This is a genomic window from Thiocystis violascens DSM 198 (genome assembly GCF_000227745.2).
In the GTDB taxonomy this organism is placed as follows: Bacteria; Pseudomonadota; Gammaproteobacteria; order Chromatiales; family Chromatiaceae; genus Chromatium; species Chromatium violascens.
Genome location: NC_018012.1, coordinates 3,511,042 through 3,524,955, shown reverse-complemented (window position 1 = coordinate 3,524,955; position 13,914 = coordinate 3,511,042). Strand labels below are relative to the sequence as shown.

Below are 13,914 nucleotides of genomic sequence, written 5' to 3'. Positions count from 1 at the left end.
CTCACTTCCGCCGTCGCCCCTGGAGCGCACCATGTCCACCGGCTTTGTTCTTGTCCTGCTGAGGGAAATTCGCGAGAGCATTCTGAAACTGCGCGAGGAATTCAACGCGCGCCTGGATCAGACCAACGAACGTCTGGACCAGACCTCGGCCAGCCTGGGCCGCGTCGAGAGCGAACTCCATGAACTGCGGAAATACATGCGCCAGATGGCGCTCAACCAGGCCAAGCATGAACAGGCGCATTCACAGCCTGTCGAGCGTCTCGGCAGCGATGTGCATGAACTCAAGGAACAACTCCAGCGGTTGAAAAAGGGCCTGTAACGCTGAACCGCATCCTGACCGCCGCGTCGCGCCCGCCAGAACAGCGGACGTTTACTTCGACGCTAGCGTCACCTGACTGTTGGCATCGTCGATCGTCATCCGGAAACGCCCCAGCACATTCATTCCAAGCAATGCCTGACCGCCGAGCCGCTGGTCCTCAATGAACGCGGCCGACACCTCGGGTATGCGCGTCTCGCCGAGCCAGAGCGCGGGCAGCACTCCGACGCGTGCCTGGATCGTCCCATTCGCGGTCTGCACCTGCTGCTCGCGCAGCGCGCCCGCCTCCAACCCCAGCGACACGACCAGCGACGCCGGCAGCACCACCTGATCCGCGCCGGTATCGATGAGCAGAACCTGTTCGATCCGCCGGTTGTTCGGTCCTTCCAGGATCAGGGTCAGCAGATGCGAGTCCCCCTTGCGCTGCGTCGACAGGACGATCTCCCCAGGCGGCGCGCCGGATTCGACCGAATCGTTCGCTGGATTGCCGCCGGCCTCGTTTTCGACCACTATGGGCGGCGGAAGATAGGCAACCTTTTCGCCAAGGATGATCACCCGCTCGATCCCGCCGGTCGGCGTCTGCACCAGCACGTAATCGAAATTTTCCAACAAGGCTTGCAGCCGCGCAGACAAGGTCTCGCCCTCTACGCGCGCCAGGGCATCGGCGGTCTGCTCGATGCCTCGCACTTCGAAGCCATGTTCGGACATGAGCCGCTCGAGTTCAGCGGTGACCGCAACGCGCGAGACTGGCGCCGGTTCTTCCATGGCGAAGGGGAGACCCCAGACGAGGCATGACGACGCGATCGAGATCCAGCGGATGACAGGCTTCATAGCAACAGGCTCACAAGTAGCGAACAAAGCAGAACATCAGGGCAAAGACTAACAGTGCACTGAATCGCCCGCCACCGGCGCGCAGGCTCAAGCCTTGAAGCGCATCCCCGGCCCTGACGGAAAAAGACAGGAATCCGGGAAACCCTTTACGTATCATGCGCGGTTGACGCACGGTCATAAACCAGCTCGCAAGAGGGAAACCAGTATGTCCAACATCTTTCGCACCTTGTCCAAGCAAGACCTCACGGCCGCCTTTTTCGCCATCGTCGGTATCTACCTCGCCAGCGTGGTTCCCTCCACCGAGATCGCCTGGGTCAGCGCCTTCCTGCTGCTCACCATTTATCTGTTCGTGACCGAGGTGGTGAGCGTGGACGTGGCGGCGGTCACCGTGATGGTGTTGCTCGGCCTGACCAGTCTGCTCGCCCCCTGGATGGGACTGGACCAGGGACTGGTTCCAGTCGAACATCTGTTCGATGGTTTTTCCAGTAACGCGGTCATTTCCATCATCGCAGTCATGATCGTCGGGGCTGGACTGGACAAGACTGGCATCATGTCGAAGGTCGCTGGTTTCATCATGCGCATCGGCGGCACCACCGAGGGGCGCATCATCCCGTTGATCTCGGGCACTGTCGGGGGGATCTCCAGCTTTATGCAGAACGTGGGGGCCGCCGCCCTCTTCCTTCCGGTGGTGAGCCGTATCGCCGCCCGCACCGGCTTGCCGATGTCGCGCCTGCTGATGCCGATGGGCTTCTGCGCACTTCTCGGCGGCACCATCACCATGGTGGGCTCCAGTCCGCTGATCCTCCTGAACGACCTCATCCTGACGTCAAACCAGACCCTGCCGGACGGCATCGCGCCCATGGCGACCTTCCAACTGTTTGACGTCACGCCGATTGGCCTCGCGCTGCTTGCCACCGGCATCATCTATTTCGTGATCGCCGGACGCTTCGTGCTGCCGTCGCGGGTCAATGACAAACTCGAAGGCAGCGATACCAGCGAATACTTCGCCGAGACCTACGGACTCAGCGACTTCGAACTTGGGGAGTTCCGCGTCCCGGGGAAAAGCCATCTGATCGGGATGAGCGTCGACGAGCTGGAGCGCACCTGGAAGGTGCGGATCGTCGGCGTCGAAAAAGGCGACGGCCTGCGCTTTGGCGCCGACGGGATCGACCGTACCCTGGGCATCACGGCCGGCACCACGCTCGGACTGCTAGGCAACGCCGACGCCTTGCTGGATTTCAGCAACGCCAATCAGCTCACCCGCAAACGCGAGCTGGAACTCTTTGCCGAGGCGATGGCCCACACCAAGGCCGGCATCGCCGAGATCGTCATTCCGCCCGGCTCCAGCCTGATCGGCAAGACTGCGCGCGATGTCTGGCTGCGCAAGACCTATGGGCTTTCGCTGCTGGCCATCAGCCGCGGTGGCGAGCAGATCACCTTTCATACCGGTGGCGTTCGCAATACGCCTTTTCAGGCCGGTGACGCGCTTGTGGTCCACACCACCTGGGCGGATCTGGCGCGAGTGGAAAAAGACCGTAATTTCGTCGTGGTCACCACCGAGTACCCACACGAGGAATTGCGTCCGCACAAGGTCTCAGCTGCCCTGTTGATCTTCATCGTCACCCTCAGCCTGATCCTCTTCACGGATCTGCGGCTGTCGATCGCGCTCTTTGCCGGCGCCATGAGCATGATCCTGGCGGGGGTGCTCACCATCGAGGAGGCTTACCAGGCGGTGAGCTGGAAGAGCGTCTTCCTGCTGGCCTCGCTGATCCCGCTCGGGCTGGCGGTGGAGTCCACCGGCACTGCGGCCTGGATCGCGCAACAGACGCTCGCGGCACTCGGCGACGTGCCGATCTGGGTCGTCCAGGCGGCACTTGCCGTGCTCGCGACCGCCTTCACCCTGGTCATGTCCAATGTCGGCGCCACCGTGCTGTTGGTCCCGCTCGCGGTCAACATGGCCTTGGGCTCAGGCGCGAATCCGGCGTTGTTCGCCCTGACGGTCGCGATCGCCACCTCCAACTCATTTTTCCTCCCCACCCATCAAGTGAATGCACTGATCATGGGGCCGGGCGGTTACCGAGTCGTCGACTTCATGCGTGCGGGCGGCATCATGACCATCCTCTTCCTGATCGTCGCGCTGACCATGTTGAACCTGGTGTTCTGAACAAAGGGCAAGGGGGCGTTACTCGTGACACCGCTCCGCGGTGTCACGCATCCCGCTGCGCTCCGCGCCGCGAGCGGATTCGCAACCACTGACCGTTGACCCGTCATTCCATCTCCTGACGGGTGGCCGAACCTCCATCCCATGCTGTCATTACTCAAAAAAAAGCCCATCTGCCCGCTTCATGGGTGCGAACTGACCCTGTCCCACCATGGCAAGAAATCCAATGTGGGTCACTATTTCATTGAGGTGGTCGGCGCGCCGCTGCTCTATTGTCAGCAATGCTTCGAGAAGGGACAGGACACCTCGGTCGAGGTCGAGGCGGCGGCCTCGAATGATTTTCTGCGCAAGCTCGCTCGGCTGCTGGATGCGTCCGAATTCCCCGGATCGCTGTCCAAACCCCGGATTCGCGTCGACTTCAATCCGTCCAAGACCCACCTGGAGACCCCGCCCGCAGAGCAGATCGGTCCGCTCTACGACATCAACGGCCGCAGTGACATGCGGGCGCGGACGACAGAGAACGAGGAACCGCGGCTGGCGGGACTCGAACCGCTCGAACCGCGCTATTCGCTGGAACATCTCGTCCTCGACCCGGACAGCCTGGAGCGCATCCGCGAAGCCACCAATGTCCTCGTCTCGCAGGATCTGCTCTACGAGACCTGGAATCTCGGCTCGATCGCACGCACCGGACGGCGGGTGGCATTGAACTTCTATGGACCGCCCGGCACCGGCAAGACCCTGGCCGCCGACGCCATCGCCGATCTGCTCGGCAAACGGATTCTGCGGATCAGCTACGCCGAACTGGAATCGAAATATGTCGGCGAGACGCCCAAGAACATCCAGGCGGCCTTCGCCAGGGCAACCGAGACTGGCGCCCTGCTGTTTTTCGACGAGGCCGATTCGATCCTGGGCAAGCGTCTGCTCAATGTCTCGCAGTCCGCCGACAACAGCATCAATGTTGCGCGCAGCACCACACTGATCGAGCTGGACAACTTCAATGGCGCGGTCATCTTCGCCTCGAACCTGGTCAGAAATTACGACACCGCCTTTCTGCGCCGGATGCTGGCGCATGTGGAGTTTCGGCTTCCCGCCGCCGAACAGCGCGAGCGGATCTGGCGCGGTCACGTTCCCCGCCAACTGCCGCTGGCCGACGACGTGGACTTCGCGGCCCTCGCCCGGTCTTCGGAGGGCGCGGCTGGGGGCGACATTCAAAACGCGGTGCTGCTCGCGGCCTCCTATGCCTCGCTGCGCCTGGGCGAATCGCGAGTCGTCTCGCTCGCCGATTTCAACCGTGCCACCCGTTTCATTCTGGAGGGCAAACGCAGGATTCTCGAAGGCGGCATGGAGACAGACCAAGACCCTTTTGGATGGGCCTAAGTGTTTTCACGGATACCCATGAGGAATGAGAAGACTAGGATTCAAGACTGTCCTTTAAACCGCGCCCGGCTCATCAATCCGGAGGCGTTTTAGATCCTATTGACGGAAGCCATGGAGAGACCAGAAATGGACCCTGACCCCATCCACTGCGAGATGATCAACCTGGACGAACACAGACTGACGCGACTGGAGCAGGCGATCGAGCGAACCAGAAGAAAGCTTGATGTCGTGGGCATTCGACTGGACTGGCTGGGGCGAAAGCTCTTAAAAGCCGAGCTTGAGAAGGCCGACCTGCGTCGCCAGCTCGCCGAGCGAACCTGGGAATTCAACCTGCTGCGCCATCGGCTAAAACAGGGGCCGCAGGTCAGTCAGACGGACGCCTCCCGCAGCACGACGACCGTGCGGGTTTCAACCGTGAGGGATTGAAACGCCGCGCCTTGGGCGAAATACGCAAGCGACAGCCCATTGGCTGGCAAGGCCCGGGGTGTCCAGCCGGTCACGGTCAGCCACTCGCCCAGATGCGGATGCAGGCTGGAGGCGACCCGTGCCGCAATGCTCGCGTCGGCCCCTGGTAAAAGGACCGGAAGACCGATCTGGGCACCCGCGATCAGAATGCCGACGAACGCGGCAAGTTCCGGGCTTCCCATGAGACGTAGCGCCTCGTAGGGATCGCCCGACGCTCTGACATCCCAGTCTGGCTCTGCTGGACAACGGTCGGGCGCCTGCGGGCGCAAGACGTTTGCCCCTGCCGTCTCGGCCCTGTCACACCGCGTCTCCCGCCCCCATCCGACCAGAAGGTCGCAACCGGCAAGCTTTGCGCGTTCCACCGCGTGCCGGCCAAGACTCAGGGCAATATCCAGCCGATGTTTATCCAGCGCCTTGCGGTTACGCGAACCGCCTGTCGCGGACAGGATTCCATCACGCGCACGCTTGGCAACCAAACCGGACTGACCATGGGTGCCAGCGTCAAGGGTCTCGATGTCGACATCCGGGTGCTCCAGCAACCAGTCCATGATGGGATTCCGGGCGACACACGTTTGTGCCCTGAGCGAAGCCGCGAGCGTCTCCTCAGGCGACCTCAAGGTTGGATCGAGATTGGCGCCCAGGACGACGACCCGCACCCGGCCGGCATTTCTCCAGCCCCTGGCGGTATCCGTCTCGACGGCGCGGGGGCGGCTGACCGGCAACGAACGCGGCCCGATGGCCCGATTCCGAGCAACCGGAAACGCATCGGTTTGCGCCCGGCGAGCCCATGCCGGAAGTTCGGCCCGATCCGCGGCGGGCACCGCAAGCCAATCAGGTTTCACGCATGGGCAACGGCTGTCAGAGCCATCTCCAACCGCCGCCAATCCCGTTCATCGCCCGGCAAACCGAAACGCAGACTGGGAGGGCGGATAAAGCGACGCACCAGGATTCCCTGTCGCGCCAGATTCGCCTGGATCCGGTCCGCCTCGTCGGTGAGCACCCATTGAAAGAGCGCCGTTCCGCCCATCGGCGCCAGTCCGTATCGACGGAGCAACTCGGCGAGTCGGTCGGCGGCCAGCGGAAGCGCTGCCCGCGTGACCTGTTGCCAAACGGTATCGGCAAGTGCCTGACGGGCGATCGCGCGCGAGGGACCGCTCAGGGTCCAGGGGCCCAGCCAGGACAGCAGACGCGCGCGCAGGGCGGATTCCGCGAACAGAAAACCGACACGCGCCCCGGCCAAACCGAAAAATTTGCCGAGCGAGCGCAGCAGAATCAATCCCGGCCGACCGGCGAAAGGGGTCAAACTCGCCTCGGGCGTGGCATCCATGAACGCCTCGTCGACGATCAGCCAGCCGCCGCGAGCGGCAAGACGCGCGTGCCAGTCGAGCAGGGTCGCGATCGGCCAACAGCGACCGGTCGGATTGTTGGGATTGATCACGACCAGGCAATCGAGCCGTTCGGGGCCGTCGTCCAGCCATCGACCGGGATCGCTGTCGACCAGTTCGACGACCTGATGCCCGGCGCGACACCAGGCATGCGCATGCTCCCGGTAGCCCACCCGAGGCACGCCCACGCGGCAGGGCGCGCGCAACGTGGGGAGCGACTGGATCGCGGCCTGGGAACCCGCCAGCGGCAAGGGACATGGCGCCCCGTAGTAACGCGCCGCCGCCGACTCCAAACCATCACCCTCCTCGGGCAAGCGGCCCCAAACGGCTGCGGGCAAGGTCGCGACCGGCCAGGCATGCGGGTTGATCCCGGTGGACAGATCGAGCCAGTGTTCCAATGGAATGTCGAAACGCACGGCGGCCTGGCGCAGCCGACCGCCGTGCTCGGGTGGATCATGGTCTCTCAGAGGGCAGTCTCCCGCGGACAGAAGGTAAGAGGAAAGCGGCCAGCAAGCGTGCGCTCAATCTGGCGCGGATCGCCGTTGTCAACCGACAGCGACCAATCTTCCGCGGTCGGCCATGAAAAACTGACGCGGATTGCAAAGTATAGCGTTCAGGCCGCTCATATAACGAACATGACCAGGCAATTCTTACAATCTGTCCGTGCTTCGGCGTCGCTCAGGACGAGGAGCGAAGGGGCGCCACGCACGTCTTTAAACTCGCCACGCTCGGCTGACCGATACCCTTGATTGCATGCGCTCCGGCAGAGAAAGCAGCTAAAACGGTGACGTTCAAACCGAGAATCGCTTGCAACCGCCGGAACGACTTGGCGCCCGTCAAAACACAGGGTATCTTGCGCGATTGCCCTTTCACCGATACAGATCCAGCAGTTCACAGAAGGCTCACTCATGCACCCCGCGACCCGTTTTTTCATGGGCGTCATCGCCCTCTTCGCCCCTTTTGCGGCCTTTGCGTCAGAGACCGCCAACTCCATCGATCTGACAACGCACGCCGTCGGCTATACCGCTCTGATTATCTTTGGTCTGGCCTACGCCCTGGTCATGACCGAGGAATTCCTGCACCTACGCAAATCCAAACCGGTCATCATCGCCGCCGGCGTCATCTGGTGCCTGATCGCCTACGTCTACACTCAGATGGGCGAGCCGCATCTGGCCGGCGAGGCCGTCCGCCACAACCTGCTCGAATACGCCGAACTCATGCTGTTCCTGCTGGTGGCGATGACCTATATCAACGCGCTCCAAGAGCGGCAGGTTTTCGACGCGCTGCGTGCCTGGCTGATTCGCAAGGGCTTCGGTTTTCGCGCGCTGTTCTGGTTGACCGGCATCCTCGCCTTCCTGATCTCGCCGGTCGCCGACAACCTGACCACGGCCCTGTTGATGTGCGCGGTGGTACTGGCGGTCGGCGGCGACAACAAGCGCTTCGTCACCCTCGCCTGTATCAACATTGTGGTGGGAGCGAATGCCGGCGGCGCCTTCAGTCCGTTCGGGGATATCACGACCCTGATGGTCTGGCAGAAGGGCATGGTCGACTTTTTTGGATTTTTCAAGCTGTTCGTGCCCGCCGTGGTCAACTTCGCGGTTCCCGCGATCCTCATGCACTTCGCCGTCCCGAATCTCAAGCCGGTGGCAAGCTCGGAGGATGTGCACATGAAACGGGGCGCCCGGCGCATCATCGTCCTGTTTCTGCTGACCATCGCCACCGCGGTGAGCTTCCACAACTTCCTACATCTGCCGCCGGTGCTGGGGATGCTCACTGGTCTTGGATATCTGCAGTTTTTCGGGTTTTACCTGCGCATGAGCCACCAGCGCTGGCAGCGACGCAACGAGGATCGGGCCACGCTGGTTGGCGACATGACCCCCTTCGATGTCTTCAACAAGGTCGCGCGGGCTGAATGGGACACCCTGCTGTTCTTCTATGGCGTGGTGCTCTGCGTCGGCGGACTCGGGCAGCTCGGCTATCTCGCGATGGCGTCCGATCTGATGTACAACCAATGGGGGCCGACCCTTGCCAACGTGTCGATCGGCTTCCTCTCGGCCATCGTCGACAATATCCCGGTGATGTTCGCCGTCCTGACCATGAATCCCGAGATGAACGAGACCCAGTGGCTGCTGGTCACCCTGACCGCTGGCGTCGGCGGCTCGCTATTGTCCATTGGCTCGGCGGCTGGCGTGGCGCTCATGGGTCAAGCACGCGGAACCTACACCTTCTTCGCGCATCTGGAATGGACGCCCGCGATCGCGCTCGGCTACCTGTCGAGCATCGCGGTCCATCTGTGGCTCAATGGCTGATTCCGGACCTCGGGTGCGTCGTCGCACGCCGCTTTCAACCCTGGCGATCGCCCTGCTCCTGGTCGGCGCCTGGGCGGTCGAACGCTGGGGACCGGGGCTGATCCCGGCCAACTGGTCGTTCGGCGCCTCGGGCCGCACCTGCCGGCTGGATACCGTGCTGGATGGCGATTCGCTGCGGCTGACCTGCCAGGGCGAGCGGGTTGAGGTGCGATTGCACTGCATCGACGCCCCCGAGCACAAACAGCGGCCTTGGTCCGACCGCTCGCGCGCCTCGCTTCGCCAACTCGCGACCCGGCAGTTGGAGTTGGTTCCGATCGAAAAGGACCGCTACGGGCGCACGGTGGGCGATGTCTACAGCGTCGGAGCGAAACAGCGGCTCCTGCTGAATCTGGAACAGGTCAGGAGCGGTCACGCCGCGGTCTATGCGCGCTATTGCGAGGATGCCCGGTTTTTTCGCGCCGAACGCGAGGCCCGCAAGGCCAAGCGCGGGATCTGGAGCCGTAAAGGCGAACACCAGACCCCCTGGGTTTTTCGGCATCGCAAACATTGAGCGCGGCCGACAATGGCGGATGGCGGTGATTGATTGTCGCACCGCCGTATCGATTCTGGATCTCCAGCGGCCCGCTGTCCGGAAAGGGGTTTCAGGGCGATCACGGTCTTTTTGAAACAGGCCCGTCTTCACGCCCCAGCCTTTGCCGATTCGTTCAAGACATGAACGGGTACGCTGTAAAAGGATTGATCGACGAGGCATCCCGAGAAGGAACCTCCCGTTCCCCGGCGTTTTGCAGCAGGTGATGATAGACGTTGGCCAACACCCGCTCGCGATACGTCTTCGGAGGGGTGACGCATCGCAATTCCCGCCTGTAGTATTCAATACGTTCCCTGGGCGTCAACGCCTGGATATCGGAATAACTGGCGTCTTCATTCATTGTGCGTTCTCCACGGACATCTTCTGGGTTGTCGACACGTTCAATCCGATCGAATCGTTCGCCATTCAGAGTACACAAAGGCGACAGCCTGTTTTGTGCGTAAGTCGGCACTATGCGAGAGAAACGCTCCGATCATTGCCCTCAACGGTTTAAATGCGTTCTGACGTTTTGAATCGGAGAAGGTCGCAGATAACCCAGGAGCGCAACGGCGGCTTGATGGGCGGTTTCCTGGTCCAGTGGGCAACCACCCACCTTGGCGTAGTGCCGGCGGATGGTCTCGCGATGGGTTGACGCGAATTCGTCAACCGCTAACGTCCTGTCGGCAAGAATAGTTCTAAAGGTCACCAGATCGGTCTTCAGATCATGATAGATAATCGCTGGATCGAGATGCATCACAGTTAGCGAATCATTGGATGGATGGTATCTGAATTCTGACTGATCCGGACACGCCGGAACATTCCGTATGAGTACGCATTCACCGGACGACGAATCAGATCGGCATCGCCCCGTCGGGACACGACAGAATTGCGTCCCAACGTGCGTCGGTTCCGACGACGGCGCGCTCTGCCAACTTCCGGGCTGATCGTTCACCCCGACGTTTGCCCTACCGAACGCGGTTTCGGCTGAATGCGCAGGCGCCAGACTCACGCTGGCCGTGCAAATAAATAGTGACCGACAAACCATTCCTGACCCTTGCGATAACCGAACAGCTCGGCGCAGGCCATGAAGAAGAGTCGCCAGCGCATCCACCAGGTCGCCGCCTCGCCCGCGCCGTAGGTGTCCTCCAGGATCGGCCAGATTGACGCGCGGGCGGCATCCATGCGCGCCAGCCAGGCGTTGAGCGTGCGCTCGTAATGTCGACCGTCCCAACGCCAGCGGGTGACCAGTTTCAGGTCATCCTGGAAGTGCAGCGGCAGATCGTCGCTCGGCATGATGCCGCCGGCAAAGAAGTAATGACTCATCCAGTCGCTGGGTCCGATGTCCTCGAAAGGATAGGGATGCTCCCGATGCACGAAGATATGCATCAAAAAGCGCCCGCCGGGCGTGAGCCAATCGTGGACGCGCCGTAAGAGTTGGCGGTGGTTGCGCATGTGCTCGAACATTTCCAACGAAACGATGCGGTCGTACTGACCCTCGGCCTGGAAGTCGTTCATGTCCGCCGTGACGATCGTCAGGTTGGTCAGCCCCAGACGGTCACGTTCCGCTTCGATGAACTGGCGCTGACCGTGCGCGTTTGAAACGCCCGTGATCCGGGAATTCGGATACCGCTCCGCCAGATAGAGACTGAAGGCGCCCCAGCCGCAGCCAAGCTCCAACACCCGCTGGCCGTCCGCGATTCCAGCGCGTTCGGCGGTGACGCGCAGCGCCGCCGCCTCCGCCTCCGCAAGGGTCTTGACTCCATCCGGCCAATAACAACTGCTGTATTTTCGGCGCGGCCCCAGCACGAGATCGAAAAAGCTCGCGGGGAGTTCGTAATGCTGTTCGTTGGCGCGCTCCGGCACCTCGGCGATCGGAGCGGCGTCCATCATGGCGACGAACTCGCGTTTGTGGCACATCGCCGCCTCGCAGTCGTGCAGCGGCAGACTCGCCAGGCGCTGGCGTAGCAGCAGTCGAATCCCAGCGCGCACGACCGCATCCGGCGCCTTACCCTGTTCGACCCAGCGGATCGCCATTTCCGTTGCCTTGAGCATCGTCATTCCTCTCGTCTTGTCTTTTATGTGCCGATGTCAATCAGATGCCGACGGGACTGGACAAGGACAAGTCTCTGCGCTCGATACAGGACAACGCTCCAAGGCGTCAAAAGCACAAACCTGACAACTGACAACGCATTCAACCCCGTAGCACCCGCCCCGTGCGACCGTCGCGGATCCTGGAAGGACGCCCGGATCCGCCACAGGCACCCGCGAGGACAAGGTCGGGCCCATCCTCCAGCGCCAGTCGGACCCGCAGGCTCGTGCGGGCCGGCGGGCGATCGGCCCGATTGGCGCTGGTGGACACGATGGCGCCGCCAAAGGCGCGGCACAGCCCGGCGGCAAGCGGATGGGCGGTGACCCGGACCGCGAGCGTGTCGAAGCGACCGGTCAGCCAGCGGGGCGTCATGGAACGGATGGGCAGGAGCCAGGTATGCGGACCTGGCCAGCTCGCGCGGATTTCCGCCATGCGCGCGGCCGGCAGATCTTCGACAAAGGGCGTCAGTTGAGCGGGATCGGCGGCGATCAGGATCAGACCCTTGGAGACATCCCGCTGCTTGATGGCGAGAATGCGGGACACGGCGGCCCGATTCCAGGGATCGCAGCCGAGTCCGTAGACGGCTTCGGTGGGATAGGCCACCACGCCGCCCTGTCGGATGACGTGCGCGGCCCGACGCAAGCGGTGACGAGGAAAGTGGGACATTGATTCAATCCGCGAGAATTGCCGGCCTATCGGCGCGGACGCCAGGAATCGAGGTGGCGGTTCGGCGGGCTGGCAACCGATCGGTCTGTGGCGCTCATCGGCACATCTGGCAATGCCTCCGCCGCTCGCCTATAGTCTAACGCTGATTAACGCGCCGATACCGACTTGAAAACCGAAACCTCCCCTAAAAGCCTCGACGAGTGGGTCGAACTGATCCGCCAAGAGGAAATGCCGATCTTCGACGACACGGCCCAGAAGGTCATTGCCTTTGCGGACGATGAGCTGGCGCCGATCTCGGAACTGGCCGGAGTGATTCTGCACGACGCATCCCTGACCGCCCGCGTCCTCAAGTTGGCCAATTCCATCTACTACAATCCGACTGGCGCCGGCATCAGCACCATTACCCGTGCCGTCATCTTGCTTGGCTTCAATGCGGTGCGCGACATGTGCCTGGCGATCACTCTGGTGGACGCGCTGGTCAAGGGGGCCGCCAGAGAGCGCCTGAGTCGCGAACTGGCCCGCTCGCTGCACTCCGCGACCCAGGCGCGCGCGCTGGCTGCGGCGCGCGGCGACAAATCGCCCGAGGAAGTCTTCATCGCCACCCTTCTCACGCGCATCGGAGAGATGGCCTTCTGGTGTTTCTGCGGCGAGATCGGCCAAACCCTGGAAGGGCTGTCGAAGCAGCCCGGCATCACCCCGGAGCAGGCCCAGGAACAGGTGCTCGGCTTTCGGCTGAGCCTTCTGAGCAAACACCTGATCCAGGAATGGCACCTCACCGAACTGCTGCAGAAGGCCATCAGTCACCCCACTCAAAAGGACGAACGGATGCAGGCCGTCGTGCTGGGCCAACAGATCGCGCGCCACGCCGAGGACAAGGGCTGGCGCACGGAGGAGATGAATCAACTGGCCCGCAAGGCGGCCAAACTGACCGACCTCCCGCTCGGCGAGGCCAAAACGCTGCTGTATCGGAATGCGCACGAGGCAACCCAATTGGCAGCCGATCTCGGCGCCAGTTTCGCCGCGATCCATATCCCCCTGCCCAGTCTGAACGAATCCGACGAGCGCGCTCAGACGACCACGGATCGGTTGCTGGAATCATCGCCCGCCGCCGTATCCCCAACGAGCCAACCCTACCCAGACGCTCCGCTGCGCAACAAGATCCTGCGCGAACTGACGGCCTTTCTCGATGCGGGTCAATGCGACTTCAATCTCGTCATGGAACTGGTGCTGGAGGGAATCTACCGTGGGGTCGGCATGGATCGCGTGCTGTTCGCCCTCATGACGCCCGACAAGCAGGGCATCAAGGCGAAATACGCGCTCGGTCAGGATCAGGGCGAGCTGACCAGCGGTTTCCACTTTACCCGTCGGGCCAATGCCCCCGACATTCTGTTCCAAACCATGGATCGCAAACTTCCGCACTGGATGACCGCCCGTGACTGCGAGGAGTACGCGCACCTGATCCCCAGCGGCCTGACTCAGTTGGTTGGATACACGCCCTTCATGCTTGCTCCCATCGTCGTCAACCAAAAGTGCATCGGACTCTTCTACACCGACCGCGGCCTGAGCAAACGAGCGCTCGATGCCGCCAGTTTCAACGACTTCAAATATTTTGTCAGCCAGGCCAACCTAGGGCTCAGCCTGGCCGCCTCGCGTCCACGCCGGAAATCCTGACCCAATTCAAACCGCGCCCGGAGCCCCTTCCTTGCGGCGCAGCGGCGGCCTGGAAACGAACGAAAGCTCCGGAATA

Annotated in this window: 14 protein-coding genes; 7 read left to right on the top strand and 7 right to left on the bottom strand. The window is 62.4% G+C overall.

The annotated features are described in order from the left end of the window. Positions 1–31 precede the first annotated feature (31 nt). On the top strand, positions 32–319 hold the full coding sequence (locus THIVI_RS15595; protein ID WP_014779507.1) for a hypothetical protein: 288 nt from the start codon (positions 32–34) through the stop codon (positions 317–319). Positions 320–370: 51 nt separating this feature from the next. Here the strand turns inward: THIVI_RS15595 and THIVI_RS15590 are convergent, their stop codons facing one another. Continuing rightward, the gene (locus tag THIVI_RS15590; protein ID WP_245537283.1) at positions 371–1,024 is read right to left on the bottom strand and encodes a retropepsin-like aspartic protease family protein; all 654 of its coding nucleotides are present in this window, start codon (positions 1,022–1,024) and stop codon (positions 371–373) included. A 328-nt stretch (positions 1,025–1,352) separates the two neighbouring features. Here THIVI_RS15590 and THIVI_RS15585 point away from each other — a divergent pair, with 328 nt between their 5' ends. The 3 genes from THIVI_RS15585 to THIVI_RS15575 all read left to right on the top strand — a co-directional run bounded on the left by THIVI_RS15585 (position 1,353) and on the right by THIVI_RS15575 (position 5,111). Continuing rightward, positions 1,353–3,311, top strand: a complete 1,959-nt coding sequence (locus tag THIVI_RS15585; RefSeq protein ID WP_014779504.1) for an SLC13 family permease — start codon at positions 1,353–1,355, stop codon at positions 3,309–3,311. A 141-nt stretch (positions 3,312–3,452) separates the two neighbouring features. Continuing rightward, a complete protein-coding gene (locus THIVI_RS15580; RefSeq protein ID WP_014779503.1) occupies positions 3,453–4,685 on the top strand; it encodes an ATP-binding protein in 1,233 nt (410 codons plus the stop codon). A gap of 126 nt (positions 4,686–4,811) precedes the next feature. After that, positions 4,812–5,111 (top strand): hypothetical protein, encoded by a 300-nt coding sequence (locus tag THIVI_RS15575; RefSeq protein WP_014779502.1) that lies wholly within the window; start codon positions 4,812–4,814, stop codon positions 5,109–5,111. On the opposite strand, the gene THIVI_RS15570 is transcribed toward THIVI_RS15575, so the two are convergent. Further along, complete coding sequence (locus THIVI_RS15570; RefSeq protein WP_157174478.1) at positions 5,054–5,698, bottom strand: nicotinate-nucleotide--dimethylbenzimidazole phosphoribosyltransferase; 645 nt, start codon at positions 5,696–5,698, stop codon at positions 5,054–5,056. The genes THIVI_RS15575 and THIVI_RS15570 overlap by 58 nt on opposite strands. Before the next feature lie 290 nt (positions 5,699–5,988). After that, the gene (cobD, locus tag THIVI_RS15565; protein WP_041447050.1) at positions 5,989–7,002 is read right to left on the bottom strand and encodes a threonine-phosphate decarboxylase CobD; all 1,014 of its coding nucleotides are present in this window, start codon (positions 7,000–7,002) and stop codon (positions 5,989–5,991) included. A gap of 441 nt (positions 7,003–7,443) precedes the next feature. Here cobD and nhaD point away from each other — a divergent pair, with 441 nt between their 5' ends. Then, positions 7,444–8,844 carry a sodium:proton antiporter NhaD gene (gene nhaD / locus THIVI_RS15560; RefSeq protein WP_014779499.1) on the top strand — a complete coding sequence of 467 codons (1,401 nt, stop codon included), beginning with the start codon at positions 7,444–7,446 and terminating at the stop codon, positions 8,842–8,844. Then, positions 8,837–9,394, top strand: a complete 558-nt coding sequence (locus THIVI_RS15555; protein ID WP_052315046.1) for a thermonuclease family protein — start codon at positions 8,837–8,839, stop codon at positions 9,392–9,394. Before nhaD ends, THIVI_RS15555 begins: the two co-directional genes overlap by 8 nt. A 154-nt stretch (positions 9,395–9,548) precedes the next feature. On the opposite strand, the gene THIVI_RS24795 is transcribed toward THIVI_RS15555, so the two are convergent. The 4 genes from THIVI_RS24795 to tsaC all read right to left on the bottom strand — a co-directional run bounded on the left by THIVI_RS24795 (position 9,549) and on the right by tsaC (position 12,167). Next, positions 9,549–9,773, bottom strand: a complete 225-nt coding sequence (locus THIVI_RS24795) for a hypothetical protein (RefSeq protein ID WP_014779497.1) — start codon at positions 9,771–9,773, stop codon at positions 9,549–9,551. A gap of 141 nt (positions 9,774–9,914) precedes the next feature. Then, positions 9,915–10,166: a hypothetical protein gene (locus tag THIVI_RS15550; RefSeq protein ID WP_014779496.1), complete on the bottom strand. Its 252-nt coding sequence runs from the start codon at positions 10,164–10,166 to the stop codon at positions 9,915–9,917. Positions 10,167–10,417: 251 nt separating this feature from the next. Then, positions 10,418–11,464: an SAM-dependent methyltransferase gene (locus tag THIVI_RS15545; protein ID WP_014779495.1), complete on the bottom strand. Its 1,047-nt coding sequence runs from the start codon at positions 11,462–11,464 to the stop codon at positions 10,418–10,420. Positions 11,465–11,603: 139 nt separating this feature from the next. Then, positions 11,604–12,167 (bottom strand): L-threonylcarbamoyladenylate synthase type 1 TsaC, encoded by a 564-nt coding sequence (gene tsaC, locus THIVI_RS15540; protein ID WP_014779494.1) that lies wholly within the window; start codon positions 12,165–12,167, stop codon positions 11,604–11,606. 165 nt (positions 12,168–12,332) lie between these two features. Here tsaC and THIVI_RS15535 point away from each other — a divergent pair, with 165 nt between their 5' ends. Beyond that, positions 12,333–13,838 carry an HDOD domain-containing protein gene (locus THIVI_RS15535; protein WP_014779493.1) on the top strand — a complete coding sequence of 502 codons (1,506 nt, stop codon included), beginning with the start codon at positions 12,333–12,335 and terminating at the stop codon, positions 13,836–13,838. Positions 13,839–13,914: the final 76 nt, after the last annotated feature.